This window comes from Nocardia sp. alder85J (genome assembly GCF_020176955.2).
In the GTDB taxonomy this organism is placed as follows: domain Bacteria; phylum Actinomycetota; class Actinomycetes; order Mycobacteriales; family Mycobacteriaceae; genus Nocardia.
Window position 1 is genome coordinate 505,052 of record NZ_JAIUCZ020000001.1, and the last position, 16,571, is coordinate 521,622.

At 70.2% G+C, this 16,571-nt stretch carries 12 protein-coding genes; 8 read left to right on the forward strand and 4 right to left on the reverse strand.

Features of this window, described 5'->3' with window-relative positions; translation table 11 throughout:
• Positions 1 to 156: 156 nt before the first annotated feature.
• Positions 157 to 1,074, reverse strand: a complete 918-nt coding sequence (locus LBW94_RS02345; RefSeq protein ID WP_225056566.1) for a neutral zinc metallopeptidase — start codon at positions 1,072 to 1,074, stop codon at positions 157 to 159.
• Positions 1,075 to 1,260: 186 nt separating this feature from the next.
• Between LBW94_RS02345 and aspS the strand changes: the two genes are divergently transcribed.
• A complete protein-coding gene (aspS, locus tag LBW94_RS02350) occupies positions 1,261 to 3,078 on the forward strand; it encodes an aspartate--tRNA ligase (protein WP_225056564.1) in 1,818 nt (605 codons plus the stop codon).
• A gap of 55 nt (positions 3,079 to 3,133) precedes the next feature.
• Here the strand turns inward: aspS and LBW94_RS02355 are convergent, their stop codons facing one another.
• Entirely contained in the window at positions 3,134 to 4,081 is a 948-nt protein-coding gene (locus LBW94_RS02355) for a hypothetical protein (protein ID WP_225056563.1), read from the reverse strand.
• Between the two features lie 592 nt (positions 4,082 to 4,673).
• On the opposite strand from LBW94_RS02355, the gene LBW94_RS02360 reads away from it, so the two are divergent.
• Positions 4,674 to 5,843, forward strand: coding sequence for a phosphotransferase family protein (locus LBW94_RS02360; RefSeq protein WP_225056678.1), 1,170 nt, complete (start codon positions 4,674 to 4,676; stop codon positions 5,841 to 5,843).
• 82 nt (positions 5,844 to 5,925) lie between these two features.
• Here the strand turns inward: LBW94_RS02360 and LBW94_RS02365 are convergent, their stop codons facing one another.
• Complete coding sequence (locus tag LBW94_RS02365) at positions 5,926 to 7,587, reverse strand: CocE/NonD family hydrolase (RefSeq protein WP_225056562.1); 1,662 nt, start codon at positions 7,585 to 7,587, stop codon at positions 5,926 to 5,928.
• A 168-nt stretch (positions 7,588 to 7,755) separates the two neighbouring features.
• Between LBW94_RS02365 and LBW94_RS02370 the strand changes: the two genes are divergently transcribed.
• The 5 genes from LBW94_RS02370 to LBW94_RS02390 are packed head-to-tail and all read left to right on the forward strand — an operon-like array spanning position 7,756 to position 15,378.
• Complete coding sequence (locus LBW94_RS02370) at positions 7,756 to 9,111, forward strand: replication-associated recombination protein A (RefSeq protein ID WP_225056560.1); 1,356 nt, start codon at positions 7,756 to 7,758, stop codon at positions 9,109 to 9,111.
• 49 nt (positions 9,112 to 9,160) lie between these two features.
• Positions 9,161 to 11,824: an alanine--tRNA ligase gene (gene alaS / locus LBW94_RS02375; protein ID WP_225056676.1), complete on the forward strand. Its 2,664-nt coding sequence runs from the start codon at positions 9,161 to 9,163 to the stop codon at positions 11,822 to 11,824.
• Positions 11,824 to 12,411 (forward strand): Holliday junction resolvase RuvX, encoded by a 588-nt coding sequence (ruvX, locus tag LBW94_RS02380; protein ID WP_416276842.1) that lies wholly within the window; start codon positions 11,824 to 11,826, stop codon positions 12,409 to 12,411. The genes alaS and ruvX overlap by 1 nt, the downstream gene beginning before the upstream one ends.
• Positions 12,408 to 14,525 carry an endolytic transglycosylase MltG gene (locus tag LBW94_RS02385; protein WP_225056558.1) on the forward strand — a complete coding sequence of 706 codons (2,118 nt, stop codon included), beginning with the start codon at positions 12,408 to 12,410 and terminating at the stop codon, positions 14,523 to 14,525. The genes ruvX and LBW94_RS02385 overlap by 4 nt, the downstream gene beginning before the upstream one ends.
• Positions 14,526 to 14,556: 31 nt before the next feature.
• Positions 14,557 to 15,378, forward strand: a complete 822-nt coding sequence (locus LBW94_RS02390; RefSeq protein ID WP_225056556.1) for a shikimate dehydrogenase — start codon at positions 14,557 to 14,559, stop codon at positions 15,376 to 15,378.
• A 168-nt stretch (positions 15,379 to 15,546) separates the two neighbouring features.
• On the opposite strand, the gene LBW94_RS02395 is transcribed toward LBW94_RS02390, so the two are convergent.
• A complete protein-coding gene (locus tag LBW94_RS02395; protein WP_225056554.1) occupies positions 15,547 to 15,765 on the reverse strand; it encodes a hypothetical protein in 219 nt (72 codons plus the stop codon).
• Between the two features lie 182 nt (positions 15,766 to 15,947).
• Here LBW94_RS02395 and LBW94_RS02400 point away from each other — a divergent pair, with 182 nt between their 5' ends.
• Complete coding sequence (locus tag LBW94_RS02400; RefSeq protein WP_225056552.1) at positions 15,948 to 16,400, forward strand: B-4DMT family transporter; 453 nt, start codon at positions 15,948 to 15,950, stop codon at positions 16,398 to 16,400.
• Positions 16,401 to 16,571 lie beyond the last annotated feature (171 nt).

Genomic DNA, 16,571 nt, shown 5'->3' on the forward strand with positions numbered 1-16,571 from the left:
CCGGCAGGGTGTGCGCCACAATGCGCGGCAGGTCTTTCGGGCTCACGGCGCAGCGGGTGGTTGGCACTCATTGCGCGGCAGGCTGTCCGGCGCAGCGAGTGGCTCGGGCCGGCCGGACGGCGGGCTGTCCGAGCCCGCCGCGTCGGGTGTTCGAGCTCAGCGCATGGCCGGCGGGTTGTTCAGGTCGGTGGCGGAGAAGGTGTCGCAGGCGCGGACCTGGCCGGTGCGGTAGCCGGTGAGGAACCACGCCTGGCGCTGGTTCGCCGCGCCGTGGGTCCACGATTCCGGATTCACCCGGCCGGTGGCGGCCTTCTGGATCCGGTCGTCGCCGACCGCCGCGGCCGCGGAGAGCGCGTCCTGGATATCCTTGTCCGACAACGGCTTCAGGAACGGCTGATTGCTGCCGGGGGCGGGTAGCTTGTCGGCGTAGGAGGCCCACAGGCCGGCGTAGCAGTCCGCCTGCAATTCCGTGCGGACCGAGCCCGACTGCGGTCCGCGCGGATCGCGCTGCCCACGCCCGGAGTCGCCGAGCAGATTCTGGATGTGGTGCCCGACCTCGTGCGCCACCACGTACTCCTGGGCCAGCGGCCCGCCGCTGGAGCCGAACTTGGTGACGAGCTCCTGGAAGAAGCTGGTGTCGAAGTAGGCGGTCTTGTCCGCCGGGCAGTAGAACGGCCCGACCGCGCTCGACGCGGTGCCGCAACCGGTGCCGACCTGCCCGCTGAACAGCGTGATCGCGGGCTTCGTGTAATTGCGGCCGGTCTGTTTCGGCAATTCGGTGGACCACACCGAATCCAGGCTCTGCGCGGTCAGCACCACCCGGCAGTCGACGTACTTGTTGGCGTCCGCACCGGTCTTGCAGTGCGCCGGGGTGCCCTCGATCGCGGCCGACGGCTTGTTCTGCGCGCCGGTGAACTCGCCGAGCAGCGAGCCCGGATTGCCGCCGAACAGCAACGCCAGGACCAGCAGGATCAGGCCGCCCGCGCCGCCGCCGAGGGCGATCATGCCGCCGGGACCCGGGCCACCGCTCGAGACCCGATCCGGATCGATCTGCATTCCCTCGTTGAAGGTCATCGCTACCCTCTCGCCACGGCCCGGCGGATCGCCATCAGGTTCGGCGCGACCGCTGCCTCCGGCCGTGCCGTGTACAGCTTGGCACGGCGAGACCGATATCGGTTTCCATCCACCGGACGTGTCTCTCTACGATGAAGGCGCACCGGCCGCCGTCCGCCGGGGCACCGAGCCGTCGAAAGGATTCCCGTGCTGCGCACCCACTTGGCCGGCTCGCTTCGCAGCGAGCACGCCGGTTCGATCGTCACCCTCACCGGTTGGGTGGCCCGGCGGCGAGACCACGGTGGCGTGATCTTCATCGATCTGCGTGACGCGTCGGGTATCGCACAGGCCGTGTTCCGGGAGGGCGCGCCCGCCGAGCAGGCGCACCGGCTGCGGGGCGAATACTGCGTGAAGGTCACCGGCGTGGTCGAGGCGCGGCCGGAGGGCAGCGAGAACCCGAACCTGCCGACCGGCGCCATCGAGGTGAACGTCACCGAGCTGGAGGTGCTCAACGAGAGCGCCCCGCTGCCGTTCCAGCTCGACGAGCAGCCCGGCGAGGAGATCCGCCTCAAGTACCGCTACCTGGACCTGCGCCGCGATGCCCCGGCGCATGCGATCCGGCTGCGCTCGAAGGTCAACGCCGCCGCCCGCGAGGTGCTCGCCCGGCACGCGTTCGTCGAGGTCGAGACCCCGACCATGACGCGGTCCACCCCCGAGGGCGCCCGCGACTTCCTGGTGCCGGCGCGCTTGCAGCCGGGCAACTTCTACGCCCTGCCGCAGTCGCCGCAGCTGTTCAAGCAGTTGCTGATGGTCGGCGGCGTCGAGCGGTACTACCAGATCGCCCGCTGCTACCGCGACGAGGATTTCCGCGCCGACCGGCAGCCGGAGTTCACCCAGCTCGACATCGAGATGAGCTTCGTCGAACAGGAGGATGTGATCCTGCTGGCCGAGGACATCCTGGCCGGGCTGTGGAAACTGGTCGGGTACGAGATCTCGACGCCGATCCCGCACATGACCTACGCGGAGGCGATGCGCCGCTACGGTTCCGACAAGCCCGACCTGCGGTTCGGGATCGAGATCACCGAGATGGCGGAGTATTTCAAGGACACCCCGTTCCGGGTGTTCCAGTCGCCGTACGTGGGCGCGGTCGTGATGCCGGGTGGTGCGAGCCAGCCGCGGCGCGAGCTCGACCGCTGGCAGGAATGGGCCAAGCAGCGCGGCGCCAAGGGCTTGGCCTACATCCTCGTCACCGAGGACGGCACGCTCGGCGGCCCGGTGGCCAAGAACCTCACCGATGCCGAGCGGGAGGGGCTGGCGAAGTTCGTCGGCGCCGAGCCCGGCGACTGTGTCTTCTTCGCCGCGGGCGACGCGAAGTCCGGCCGGGCGCTGCTGGGCGCGGCCCGCGGTGAGATCGCCCGCCGCTGCGGCCTGATCGACGAGGACGCCTGGGCGTTCGTCTGGATCGTGGACGCCCCGATGTTCGAGCCGGCCGCCGACGCGACCGCCAGCGGCGATGTGGCCCTGGGCTATTCGGCCTGGACCGCGGTGCACCACGCGTTCACCTCGCCGAAGCCGGAGTCGCTGGACACCTTCGACACCGATCCGGGCGCGGCGCTCGCCTACGCCTACGACATCGTCTGCAACGGCAACGAGATCGGCGGCGGTTCCATCCGTATCCATCGCCGCGACGTGCAGGAACGGGTGTTCGGCGTGATGGGCATCGGGCACGACGAGGCGCAGGACAAGTTCGGCTTCCTGCTGGACGCGTTCTCCTACGGCGCTCCGCCGATGGGCGGCATCGCCTTCGGCTGGGACCGGATCGTCGCCCTGCTGGCCGGGGTCGACTCGATCCGCGAGGTGATCGCGTTCCCGAAGTCCGGCGGCGGTGTCGACCCGCTCACCGATGCGCCCACACCGATCACCGCACAGCAGCGCAAGGAGGCCGGCCTCGACGTGGTGCTCGGCCCGGACGGCAAGCCGCTGCGCAAGGACGACCAGGCCGGCGCCGCGAAGGCCGCCGAATAGCATTCCCGCACACCGTGACCGCCCGGATGCCCGCTCGGCATCCGGGCGGTTCGCGTCAGACCACCGGCCCGCCGCTGAGGATGCGGTAGGAGTAGGTGACCCCGATCGCGGTGATCGGCCCGACCACCACCAGTCCGATCCCGCAGAGCAGGCAGCCGAGGAAGGTCAGCACCGCGACCGCCAGCGCCAGCAGCAGCAGCCGGCCGATGTTGGCGATCACCAGCCGGGCGCTGGCCTTGATCGCGTTGAACGGCCCGAGGTCCTGATCGACGACGAAGTGCAGTGAGAACATGCACAGGAAGCCGACGATCAGGGCGGGGACGATGCACAGCGCCGCGGCCACGGTCGCCAGCACGAAGACCAGCAGCGCCGTCAGCAGCACGTTACCGGCATTCACGAAGCCGAAGAAGGATGCGAAATCCGGTGAGGTGCCGTCGGTTTCGAGCAGGGCGCCGCGAATCATGGCCGCCTGCAACAGCCATACCACCACCGCCACCACCAGGAAGATCAGCAGCAGCGCCATCAGCGACTGCACGTTGCCGATCCGGATCACCAGTGTCACCGCCAGATAGGCGGCGAAACCGACCAGGGTGACGGCGATCCACGGAATCGGGTTGGCGCGGAAGCGTTCCCAGCCGTAGCCGAGGGCCTGGCCGACGCTGTAGTTGCTCGGATAGCCGTGGGGGCCAGGCCCGTAGGCCTGCGTCATGGGAATCGTGCCGGGCGGCCCGGCCCATTCGCCCTGCGGTCCACCGGGATACGGACCCGCCGGGTAACCGCCCTCGGAATAACCGCCCTCGGAATAACCGCCGTCGGGGTAGCCACCTTCGGGATAGCCGCCCTCGGCGTAAGCGCCCGGCGGGTACCCGCCCGGGGCATATCCGCCCTGGGAATACGCCTCCTGCGGGTACCCGCCGCCCGCCGGTGGGTAGCCCCCCGCCGGTGGATATCCACCGGCCGCGTAACCGGCATGTTCCGGCCCCGAACCGGGCGGTCCGTACATCGGCTGCCCGGGTCCGGGGATGGGAACCCCGCCTCCGCCCGGCCCGGATGCGGGAATGGCGGCACCACCACCGGGCCCGGCCGGTGGGATCGGGGCGCCGCCGGCGCTCGGTCCGGTCCGGGGGAGGGGTGCGCCGCCCCCGGCAGCATGCTGTGAGGCAATCGGCTCGGTGCCGAATTGCCCCGTCCCCGGGCTGCTGAACTGCGAATATCTGGACGAATCGGGCAAATCGGAACGAGCCTGACCGGTTGCCGAGGGTTCGGTTTGCTGGTGCCCTCCCGGTGCTGCGGGGTGTCTGTGCTCACCACCCTCCGCGGGCAGATCGCCGGACGCGGAGTGCGGGCTGTCGGTCATCGTCGCGAGCCTTTCGAGTCACCCGGGTTACGGTGTGGCGCACGGCAGTTGCCGACGACACAAGTGGACCTACCCAATTGTGTCAAGGAAGCCGCCGCCGTGTCGCCGCGCCACGCGGACCACTGCGCCGAGCCTGCCGGGGCGGTAGCCTGACGGTGACAATGACACGCCGAGCGACGCGCGAAAGGTTGCGTAACCGCTCGCTGAAAGTGACCCGATGCGAGTACCTTGGGACGCGATGACCGCACTATTGGCCGAACGCGCCGCCGAAGTCGTGTCCGCGGCACAACAGTTGCTCACAAAGCGAATGGGTGCTCCGGTAAAGCTGAGTGATCCGATCGAGCTCAGTGGCAGTGGTAGAACGACGGTACTCCGCGTGCGCGTGGCGGAGAACTCCTTTTCACTTCCTCGGACGCTGATCGTGAAGCAGGTCCGCGGGGCCGCCGACGACCGCCGAATCGGCGGCTTGGCGCCCGGTGTGGCCAGCCTCGACTCGGCCTTCCTCCGTGAGGCAGTGTCCTACCAGTTCACCACTGCGCTGTCGAGTGACCATCGCCCGGGCGCGTACCTTCTGGCACACAGCCGACCCGACCGACTGCTGGTCCTGAGCGACCTGGGCGAGAACGCCTCGCTGACCCAGGTGCTACAGACCGGGTCCGAACCCACCCGCCGCAATGCGCTGATGGCGTTCGCGCAGGCCCTCGGCCGCATGCACGCCGCGACCATGGGCCGCGAAGAGGACTTCGTAGCCCTGCTACGCCGCGTCGACGTCGTCCACCGCCTGGACGGTATCGCCGAGCAGGCGGCCACCGCCGTCACCGAGGTGCCGCGGCTACTGGAACGCGAATTCGGCATCGAGGTGCCCGGTGAGATCGCCGAGCGCATCGTCCGCGGCAACCGGCTGTTCTCGGCCGGGCGGTTCCGGGCCTTCAGCCCGTCGGACCTGTGCCCGGACAATGTCATCCTCAACGACGAGGGCGCCCGCTTCCTCGACTACGAGTGGGGCGGCTTCCGCGACGCCACCCTGGACATCGCCTACACGCTGGTGTCGTTCCCGGGCTGCCTGTGCGACTTCGAGCTGTCGCGCGAGCGCGCCCGGCAGATGGTCGAGGCGTGGCGCTCGGAGGTGGTCGGCGTCTGGCCGGCCCTGATCGACGACGACGTGCTGGCCGGGCGCATCCTCGAGGCCCGCCTGATCTGGGTCTGGCTGACCACCTACTGGTTCCTGCCCGCCGATCACACCCGCATCGCCGCCGCGCGTGAGCACGGCCTGTCGGTGCCGCGCTCCGCCGCCCTGATCAACCGCTGGGCCTCGCTCGCCGAGGACGCCCGGTGCACCGGCGACGACCCGCTGGGCGATTTCGCCGAGCACGTGTCGGCGACGCTGGAGGAGTACTGGGAGGAGTGAGCACAGCCGCCGGATTTCCGGCGGCGAGCCCGAGCCGCACGGCCCGGCGCGGAACCTGTTCCAGGTCGGCGCCGGGCCGTTCTCAGTTCACCGCGGGCAACACCAGGCAGGACGGGTGCTGCGCGTCGTACTGGACGGTGTGCTTCGACGGCCGCAGCTCCGAGCCGGTGCCGGGATCCTCGCCGGTGCCCAGGTTGCGGGCGAACTGCGGATGGGAACCGCCCGCGATGATCAACCGGATCCGGTGCCCGGCCTTGAACGTGTGCGCGATCGGACGCATCCGGACCACGACCGGGCCCGCCTCGCGCTCCGGATCGAGCCGCACGTAGCCCTCGGTGACGTTGCGCGACCGCCCCTGGGAGTCGATCTCGCTGAGCCGGACGAACAGGTCCGCGTGCGGGTTGTCGGTGCTGTGGTCGAGGTCGACGATCGGCTCACCGAACACCTCGATGTCCTTCCTGAGCAAATTCCCGGTGAACGCGAGCGCGTCGGTGCGCCCGGCCAGCCGGGCATCGTTGCGATAGCCGCCGCCGGACAGCAGCGGCCCGCCGACCGTCGGTGTCGGCGACGCGGGATCGAAGGTGAACGACATCGGCGACGCGGATCCCTGGGTCGGCTCCTCGGCCAGGGTGCGGCCCGGCGCGAGGTAGAGCTCGAGATCCTCGGTCTCCGGCGCCCAGCTCTCCAGATCGCGCCACTGGTCCGCCCCCGTGACGTACACCTGCACCGGCGCCTTGCGGATCTGCTCCTCGCGGCCGGCCAGATGCTCGTCCAGCCATTCCAGTGTCTGGGTGGCGATCAGACCGGCGGCCTTGGTCGCCATCTCCAGATGGGTCCAGGGGCCGACGGTCAGCGCCACGTCGACCTCGCGTTCCTGCAACCGGGTGTACTGCCGGATGGTCTGCTCCAGGAAGATGTCCTGCCAGCCGCCGATCAGCAGCGTCGGGGTGGTCACCTTGTCCAGTGCGCCCCGATGCCGCACCGGCGCCCAGTACGGGTCCGACAGATCGGGGTGGGTGACGATGTCGCGGTACCACGGCGCCGCGCCCTTGAAGTGCTGCTCCGCGACGTCGGCCAGCGGCAGCCCGTTCAGCACCGGGCGCAGCGCGCGGGCGCTTCGGAACCGGCGCAGCGGATTGCGCGCCCCCGGTTCCTCCTGGTGCGCGACCATATCGCTCCAGGCGAGCATGTCCAGGTTGAAGGCCCCGGTGCCCCAGTGGTGCCGGGCGAAGTCGTGCGGTCCCATGACGACCACCGCCGCGGCCGGCTCCACCGGCGTGTCCGCCATCAGCGCCCACTGGGTGAACCCGAGGTAGGACGCGCCGACGGTGGCGAACGACCCGGTATACCAGTCCTGCTTGTACATCCAGAACAGCACGTCCTGGCCGTCGTCGGCCTCGGTGCGAGCCGGCACGAAGGTGCCCCCCGAGCCGAAGGTGCCGCGACTGGACACGAACAGCACCTGGTAGCCGTGGGCCGCGCACGGCCGCGCCGACATCAGCGCCATCGCCAGCCCGCGGCCGTAGGGCCCGCGCACCAGCACCGTCCCGATCGGCTCGCCGTCGAGCGGGCGGTACAGGTCGGCGGCCAGTTCCACCCCGTCGCGGGTGGGAATCCGCAGGTCACGAGTGATCGTGAAATCGGTCGTGCCCTCGGGGAGTTTCAGTAGCCTGCGAGCGGCATCGTCGACCAGTCGGTCGAAAAGGCCGCGTCCGGTGGGAATGCTGTCGTCGGTGACCGTCATGCTCCGCGATTCTCGTGCAAGGATCACCTGGTGGCGACCCGGTTCCGAAGGAAAAGATAGCCGGTGCGTGGCGGAGTTGTCGGACAACGGCGGTACCGTCGGTCGGGTGAGCGAGGGCCGCAGTGTTGCCGGGGGACGGAGGGCGTTGTCGCGCGGGGTGGCCGCGGCATGACCGAGGGGCTCTTCGATGCTCCGGGGGAGCCCGCCGAGGGCGTGTCCGGCGGCGCCGAATTCCGGATGGGGGAGTCGGCCGGGCAGTTGGCCCCGCTGGCGGTACGGATGCGCCCGCGCAGCCTCGACGAGGTGGTCGGGCAGCGGCATCTGCTCGGTGCGGGCTCACCGCTGCGGCGGCTGATCGACGGTTCCGGCGCGGCCTCGGTGCTGTTGTTCGGGCCGCCGGGCACCGGCAAGACCACGCTGGCCTCGCTGATCTCGCAGGCCACCGGCCGCCGGTTCGAGGCGCTGTCGGCGCTGTCGGCCGGGGTGAAGGAGGTGCGCGCGGTCATCGACGTGGCCCGCCGCCGCCTGCTGGCCGGTGAGCAGACGGTGTTGTTCATCGACGAGGTGCACCGCTTCTCCAAGACCCAGCAGGACGCGCTGCTGGCCGCGGTGGAGAACCGCGTGGTGCTGCTGGTCGGCGCGACGACGGAGAACCCGTCCTTCTCGGTAGTGTCCCCGTTGTTGTCCCGGTCGCTGGTGCTACAGCTACAGTCGTTGTCGGACAACGATATTCGTGAGGTGTTGCAGCGTGCCGTCGCGGATCCACGCGGTCTGGGCGGGGCCTACACCGTCACCGAGGCCGCGCTGGATCACATCGTGCGCATCGCCGGCGGCGATGCCCGGCGTTCGCTGACCGCGCTGGAGGCGTCCGCGGAATCCTCGCTGGACGGCGTGGTCGACGTCGATCTGGTGGAGGCGAGCGTCGACAAGGCGGCGGTGCGCTACGACCGCGCCGGTGACCAGCACTACGACGTGATCAGCGCGTTCATCAAGTCGCTGCGCGGCTCCGATGTCGATGCGGCCCTGCACTATCTGGCCCGGATGATCAGCGCCGGCGAGGATCCGCGCTTCATCGCGCGCCGGTTGATGATCCAGGCCAGCGAGGAGGTCGGCATGGCCGACCCCACCGCGTTGCAGACCGCGGTGGCCGCCGCACAGGTGGTCCAGCTCGTCGGCATGCCGGAGGCGCAACTGGCGCTCACCCACGCCACCATCCACATCGCCACGGCCCCCAAATCCGGCGCGGTGCCCGCGGCCCTCGGCGCCGCCATGGCCGACATCCGCGCGGGCAAGGCCGGTGCGGTGCCGCCGCATCTGCGCGACGGCCACTACGCCGGGGCGGCCGCCCTCGGCCACGCGCAGGGCTACCGGTACCCGCACGATCACCCCGACGGCGTGCTGCCGCAGCAGTACCCGCCGGACGAGTTGGTGGGCGCCGATTACTACCTCCCGACCGACCACGGATACGAACGCGAGGTCGGCCCCCGGGTGACGAAGCTGCGCCGGATCGTGCGCGGAAAGTAGATCCTGCCCCGTAAAACTCGGTGGATCGTTCCCGGTAGGCTGGATGGTTGTGCAGACCCACGAGATTCGACGGCGCTTCCTGGACCATTTCGTCCGTGCCGGACACACCGAGGTACCCAGTGCTTCGCTGATCCTGGCCGACCCGAACCTGCTGTTCGTCAACGCGGGCATGGTCCAGTTCGTCCCGTACTTCCTCGGTCAGCAGACCCCGCAGTTCAGCACCGCGACCAGTGTCCAGAAGTGCGTGCGAACCCTCGACATCGAGAATGTGGGCATCACCACCCGGCACAACACCTTCTTCCAGATGGCCGGTAATTTCAGCTTCGGCGACTACTTCAAGCGCGGGGCCATCGAGCTCGCCTGGTCGTTGCTGACCAAGGACGTGGCCGACGGCGGGTACGGCTTCGATCCCGAAAAGCTGTGGGTCACCGTCTATCTCGACGACGACGAGGCCGAACGGATCTGGCTGTCGCTCGGCGTGCCGTCCGAGCGCATCCAGCGCCGGGGCATGGCCGACAACTACTGGTCGATGGGTATTCCGGGGCCGTGCGGGCCGTGCTCGGAGATCTACTTCGACCGTGGGCCGGAGTACGGGCGCGACGGCGGCCCGGAGGCCGACGAGGACCGGTATCTGGAGATCTGGAACCTCGTCTTCATGCAGAACGAGCGCGGCGAGGGGCGCGGCAAGGACAATTTCGAGATCCTCGGCCCGCTGCCGAAGAAGAACATCGACACCGGCATGGGCGTCGAGCGGGTCGCCTTCCTGTTGCAGGGCGTCGACAACGTCTACGAGACCGACCTGCTACGGCCGATCATCACCGAGGCCGAGGAGCTGACCGGTAAGTCGTACGGCGTCGAGCACACCGACGACATCCGCTTCCGCGTCATCGCCGACCACGCCCGCAGTGCGGCCATGCTGATCGCCGACGGCGTCAACCCCGGCAACGACGGCCGCGGCTACGTGCTGCGCCGGTTGCTGCGCCGGATCGTGCGCTCGGCCCGGTTGCTCGGCGCCGACCAGCCGGTGATGGCCCGGTTCATGAAGACCGTCAGCGAGCTGATGGCCCCCTCGTATCCGGAGCTGGGCACCGACTTCCGGCGGATCGAGAACGTCGCCGTCGGCGAGGAGACCGCCTTCCTCAAGACGCTGAGCACCGGCACCAAGCTGTTCGACGAGACCGTCGACGAGGTCCGCACCTCCGGCGGCAAGCGGATCTCCGGCAACGACGCGTTCACCCTGCACGACACCTACGGTTTCCCGATCGACCTGACCCTGGAGATGGCCGCCGAGGCCGGCCTCGAGGTCGACGAGACGGGGTTCCGGGAGCTGATGGCCGAGCAGCGGCAGCGGGCCAAGGAAGACGCCCAGTCCCGCAAGCACGCGCACGCCGACCTCACCGTCTACAAGGAGTTCGTCGATCGCGGCCCGACCGAGTTCACCGGTTTCGACGAGCTGACCTCCGAGGCCACGGTGCTGGCCCTGATCGCCGACGGCGTCCGGGTCCCGGTCGCGCATGCCGGTCAGGACGTGGAGGTCGTGCTCGACCGCAGTCCGCTGTACGCCGAGGCCGGTGGTCAGATCGCCGATCGCGGCAGCATCACCGCGGCCGGGCTGAAGGTGCGCGTCAACGACGTGCAGAAGGTCGCCAAGCAGCTGTGGGTGCACAAGACCACGGTCGAACAGGGGCAGCTCACCGAGGGCGACACGGTGCTGGCACAGGTCGACCCGGCCTGGCGGCGCGGGGCCACCCAGGGGCATTCCGGCACCCACATGGTGCACGCCGCGCTGCGGCAGGTGCTGGGCCCGAACGCGGTGCAGGCGGGCTCCTTGAACAAGCCCGGCTACCTGCGCTTCGACTTCAACTGGCAGGGTGCGCTGTCGGAGCAGCAGAAGGCCGATATCGAGGCACTGTCCAACGACGCCGTCGGGTCGGACTTCCCGGTCAACACCTTCGTCACCGACCTGGACAAGGCCAAGAAGATGGGCGCGATGGCCCTCTTCGGGGAGAACTACGGTGACGAGGTCCGCGTCGTGGAGATCGGCGGCCCGTTCTCGATGGAGCTGTGCGGCGGTACCCACGTCGGGCATTCCTCGCAGATCGGCCCGATCACGCTGCTGGGTGAGTCCTCGGTCGGTTCCGGGGTGCGCCGGGTGGAGGCGTTCGTCGGCTTGGACTCCTACAAGTACCTGGCCAAGGAGCGGGCGCTGCTCGCCGGTGTCGCGGCCTCGCTGAAGGTGCCGTCCGAGGAGGTGCCCGGCCGCGTCGAACAACTCGTGGAGCGGCTGAAGGTGGCCGAGAAGGAGCTCGAGCGCACCAAGGTACAGGCGGTGCTGGCCCAGGCCGCGCAGTTCGTCGACGACGCCGAGCGGGTCGGCCGGGTACTGCTGGTGGCCGCGGCCGCGCCGGTGGGCGTCGGCGCGGGCGATCTGCGCACGCTGGCCACCGATATCCGCGGCCGGTTCGGCGGCGAGCCGGCCGTGGTGGTGCTGCTGGGCAACGCCGACGGCAAGGTGCCGTTCGTCGTCACCGTCAACAAGCCGGCGCAGGAATTGGGTCTGAAGGCCGGTGACCTGGTCGGCAGCTTCGGGCCCAGTATCGCCGGACGTGGCGGCGGGAAGCCGGAGATGGCCCAGGGCGCGGGCGCGAATCCGGAGGGGATACCGGCCGGACTGGCCGCGGTGCGGGCGCGGGTGGCCGAGCTCGCCGCCTGATGGACAGTTCCGACCACTCGGATCCACCGCTCGATCCCGCACGCATGGGGAGTGATCGACCAAGTGCCGCAACCGATCCCGGCCGCGGTCGGCGGATCGGCATCGATGTGGGCACCGTCCGCATCGGTGTCGCCGCCAGCGACCCGGACGGGATCCTGGCGACCCCGGTGGAAACTGTGGTGCGCGCCGGAGGCAAGGGCGGGCCGGGTCGGGCCGGTGGCGGAAAAGGCGCGAAGGCAGCCGATCTCGCGCGGATAGCTGAAATTGTGCTGGAATATGAGGCAGTCGAAGTCATCGTCGGTCTCCCTCGGACGCTCCGGGGTGAAAGTGGCACGTCGGCGCGGCTCGCTGTCGATTTCGCGAAGAGTTTGCGGACGCTCTTGCCCGCGCTCCCCATACGACTTTCCGACGAACGTTTGACTACCGTGTCAGCTGCACGTGCGTTGCGGGAGAGCGGAGTTCGCGCACGTGGCCAGCGGCGGATGATCGACCAGGCGGCCGCCGTTGCGATCCTGCAGACTTGGTTGGACGAACGGAGTGCGGTGTTGAGGTCGGCCGGTGACGGACGCGGCGAGGTGCTCGAATGAGCGACCGCTGGAGCCGGGCCGAAGAGCGCTATCGTCAGGAGACCGAAGCGCGCCGGTATCGGCGCGAGGATCAGGACTGGGGCGCTGACGAGCGGCCCGCACCCGCTCGCCGGGCGCGGCACGCGGCGGTATCGGACGACGACGACTACCTGGATGACGACCACCCCAGCCGCGACTATCCGGCCTATGCCGATCCGGACTACAGCGGCTACGGCGACCCCGATCACGCGGCCCGCCGCGCGGATCCCGGTTACGCGGCTTCCGGCGTGGCGCCCGGCTACGCGACTCCCGGTGTGGCATCGGGTTACGCGACACCCGGTGGCGCGGATCCCGACCATCCCGCGGCCCGTCCTGCCGATCCGGTCTACGCGACGCCCGGTCGTGCGGATCCGGCCCACCTCGCACCCGGCTCGGCGGATCCCGCCTATCCGGCGTCCGGGCCGCTGGATCCGGGCTTTCCGGCGTCCGGGCCGATGGAACCGGTCTATGCCGCGCCCCGGCACGCGAGCCCCGGCTATGCCACGCCGGGCGCCGCCGCCCCCGGTTACGCGGACCCGGACTACGCGGACGACGACTACCACGATGACGAGTACGACGATTACCCGGCCCCGGGCCGCGATGTCCCGGTGGCCCCTGCCCGGGTGGCGGCGGGCCCCGCGGCGCGCAGCCGCGAACAGCCCGCGGTCCCGCCCGCGGCCGGGCGAACCACCGGCGGCGGCGCGCGGGCACGCGGCGATCGCGACCGTGCGGACCGTCCCTACGACGCCTACGAGGACGACGACACCACGGTCATTCCGCGTTATACGGACGATGCGTACGACACGGACGAGAATCTGCCTGTGGTCACCACGCCGTCGCAACGCCGGACCCGGGGCGCGGACGCCCGGCGACCCAAACGCGCCCGGTCGGGCGGCTCGTCGGGTCGCGGCAGCCGTCGCTCCCGGGCCGCCTCGCGGCGCGCCGCCGAACGCCGTCGGCGGCGGCGCAACGTCATCCTGCTCGGCACCCTGATCGCGGTGTTGATCCTCGCCGCGGGTGGTTATGCCGGATTCAAGTTCGTCAGCGGCAAATTCGGCAATCCCGCCGACTATTCCGGCCCGGCCGGCCCACTGGTGGTCGTCCAGGTCCAGCCCGGCGACACCGCCGAGCAGATCGCCAAGACCATGCTCACCAAGGGCGTGGTGGCCAGCACGGGCGCCTTCTACGAGGCGGCCGTGCGCAACAGCGAGATGAAGTCGGTGCAACCCGGCTTCTACGCGGTGCCCTCGCACAGCAAGGGCTCCGACGCGGCCGCGGCGCTGGTCGGCAAGGACGCCCGGGTCGGCAATGTGGTGGTGTCCAGCGGACGGCAGTTGCACGACTCGAACGACGTCAGCACCGGCGCGCGGATGGAGGGCATCTACCGCAAGATCGCCGACGCCAGTTGCATCGGCACCGGCACGGAGAAGAAGTGCGTCACCTACGAACAACTGGATGCCGCCGGCGCGGGTGATCCGAGTGTGCTGGGCGTCCCGGCGTGGGCGATGGACGCGGTCCGGCAGGCGCCGGATCGCAGCCGGCAGCTCGAGGGCCTGATCGCGGTCGGCACTTGGGATTTCGATCCGAGCGGCACACCCGAGCAGATGCTCGCGCAACTGGTGAGCGCCAGCGCGCACAGCTACGAATCGACCGGTGTGGCCGGCGGCAGTCCCGCCAACAGCCTGAACCCGTATCAGGTGCTGACCGCGGCTTCCCTGGTGGAACGCGAGGCGCTGCCCAACGACATGGCCAAGGTGGCGCGGGTGATCGTGAACCGGCTGGCGGCCAACCAGCCGTTGCAGTTCGACTCCACGGTCAACTACACCCTGGACCGCACCGAGGTCGCCACCACCGATGCCGACCGGGCGCGCCGCACGCCGTGGAACACCTATGCCATGTCCGGGCTCCCGGCGACACCGATCTCGTCGCCGTCGCTGGAGGCACTGCGGGCCGTCGAAAATCCGGCGCCGGGGCCGTGGTTATATTTCGTGACCGTCGACAAACAGGGCACCACCCTGTTCACCGACAGCTACAGCGAACACCTGCGCAATATCGATCGCGCCCGGCAGAGCGGAATTCTGGACAGTGGACGATAGCCGGCCAGTCGCAACGACGCGATCGGCAGCGGTGGACGGCGGCGAGTGGCACGGTCGCCGTGCGGCCGTGCTCGGTAGCCCCATCGCGCATTCGCGGTCGCCCCAACTGCATCTGGCCGCCTATCGGGCGCTCGGCCTGGACTGGACCTATGAGCGCATCGAATGCACCGGCGAGCAGTTGCCGGGCCTGGTCGGCGCCCTGGGCCCGGAGTGGATCGGCCTGTCGGTGACCATGCCCGGCAAAGTCGCGGCCCTGGAATTCGCCGACGAGCACACCGAGCGGGCAGTGCTCGTCGGTTCGGTGAACACCCTGATCCGCACCGCCACGGGCTGGCGCGCCGATTGCACCGATATCGACGGGGTGCGCGGCGCGTTGCAGGAGGGCGGCGTCGAGAAGGTCGACAGCGCGGTGCTGCTCGGGGCGGGCGGCACCGCCCGCCCGGCCCTGCTGGCGCTCTCGGAGCTGGGCGCCCGGGCGGTCACCGTCGTCGCGCGCGACGCGCACCGGGCCGCGAGCACACTCGAGCTGGCCGAGCGACTGGGCCTCGCCACCACCTTGATCGGCTTCGACGCGGAGGCCGTCCGCGCGGTCGCCGCCGAGGCCGACGCCGCGGTGAGCACGGTGCCGTCCGCCGGCGTCGCCGCCGTGGTGGACGCGGTCGCCGCCGCCCCTGTCGTCCTCGACGCCATCTACGACCCGTGGCCGACCCCGCTGGCGGCAGCGGTCCAGCGTGCCGGGCACACCGTGGTCAGCGGTCTGGACATGCTGCTGAACCAGGCGTACCGGCAGGTCGAACACTTCACCGGCCGCCCGGCGCCGAAGGCGGCCATGGCCGCGGTCCTCGACCACTGAGCGGGGATTGCCCAGCGCCGCAACACGATCGCGAGGCCGTCACGTGACCCGTCGACCGCGTGTGCTGTCCGGTCGTTGGCCCCGATCGGCCGGTGCACTCCCTGGTTCGAACGTGGTGTCTGCGGCACCGCCGGAGGTCGTGGTGTCCGGCGGTGCCGCAGGTCCGTCTTATGCTGCGCTGCCGGAGATCAGGGCACGGGCCCAGCCGGCGACCGGGGCGGTGGCGTTACTGCCCGGCGTCACCAGTGGCACCTGTGGCGTGTCGTCGCAGAAGCCCTCGTGGCATTGGTCGGCGGCGCGGACGGTGCCGTGAATTCCATTGCCGCCGCACAGGATCAGCGTGCCGAGCAGGGCCGCGGCGGCGAGCCGGGCGATGGTTGCGGACATGTGTTGCTCCTCCCTCCCGCCGGAACCTCCCCGGCGTCGAGGGACAGTGTGTCCACCCTGCTGGACATCCGTCAAAAAGGCCGAACGGTTCGTATTGTTTCCGGGTCCGATACCGGGTGCGTTCCTGTAACCGGTTACTGTTTTTGGGTTTCCTTCGACAGGTTCGGGTTAGGGTGGTCGACATGAGTGCGTGGGTGTTGCGTGCGACGGCGTTCGGTGTGCTGGTCGTGGCGTTGCGGACGCTGCTGGGTTTCGCCATGATCCACTGGCCGACGCAGGGGTCGTGGCTGCGCATCCTGTGCCTCGCGGTCATCCTCGTCTCGGTGGCCGCGTGGGGCCTGGCCGACGGCCGTAACGACCGGCAGGCGAACCCCGACCCCGAGCGCGGCGGCGCGGACCTCACCGTCCGCTGGCTGAAGGCCGGTGTCGCGGGCGGCCTGGGCAGCGGCCTGGTGGCCTGGGTGGTCGACCTGCTGCCCAAGATGGACCTCGGCGGCAACAGCCTGGTCTTCGAATTGACCGCCGGCGCGTCCTTCATCGTGCTGCTGATCTTCGTGCCCGCCATGGCCGGCGTCGCCCTCGGCCGCTTCCTGGCAGACCGCGAAAACCGCAACGGCGCGGCCGCCGCCGCCTGATCGGCCATCCGCCCGGCGCGGTCGCGGCCCACCCGGAGCATCCGCGCCCGGCCGCAGCCATCGGCTGAACCCGCCTGTCCGGCCCAGCCGGAGCGTCCGTGCCGGCCCGGAGCCGCCGGCCCGGTTCGTTCGTCCTACGCAGCCTGAGCGCCTGCGCCTGGCCTGTCCGCC

Excerpts from the sequence above, each read along its gene's own strand:
- LBW94_RS02345 (WP_225056566.1), bottom strand. The coding sequence starts at position 1,074 with ATGACCTTCAACGAGGGAATGCAGATCGATCCGGATCGGGTCTCGAGC.
- LBW94_RS02400 (WP_225056552.1), top strand. The coding sequence starts at position 15,948 with ATGAGTGCGTGGGTGTTGCGTGCGACGGCGTTCGGTGTGCTGGTCGTG.
- ruvX (WP_416276842.1), top strand. The coding sequence starts at position 11,824 with ATGGACAGTTCCGACCACTCGGATCCACCGCTCGATCCCGCACGCATG.
- LBW94_RS02355 (WP_225056563.1), bottom strand. The coding sequence starts at position 4,081 with ATGTACGGACCGCCCGGTTCGGGGCCGGAACATGCCGGTTACGCGGCC.
- LBW94_RS02365 (WP_225056562.1), bottom strand. The coding sequence starts at position 7,587 with ATGACGGTCACCGACGACAGCATTCCCACCGGACGCGGCCTTTTCGAC.
- LBW94_RS02370 (WP_225056560.1), top strand. The coding sequence starts at position 7,756 with ATGACCGAGGGGCTCTTCGATGCTCCGGGGGAGCCCGCCGAGGGCGTG.
- LBW94_RS02385 (WP_225056558.1), top strand. The coding sequence starts at position 12,408 with ATGAGCGACCGCTGGAGCCGGGCCGAAGAGCGCTATCGTCAGGAGACC.
- LBW94_RS02360 (WP_225056678.1), top strand. The coding sequence starts at position 4,674 with ATGACCGCACTATTGGCCGAACGCGCCGCCGAAGTCGTGTCCGCGGCA.
- LBW94_RS02395 (WP_225056554.1), bottom strand. The coding sequence starts at position 15,765 with ATGTCCGCAACCATCGCCCGGCTCGCCGCCGCGGCCCTGCTCGGCACG.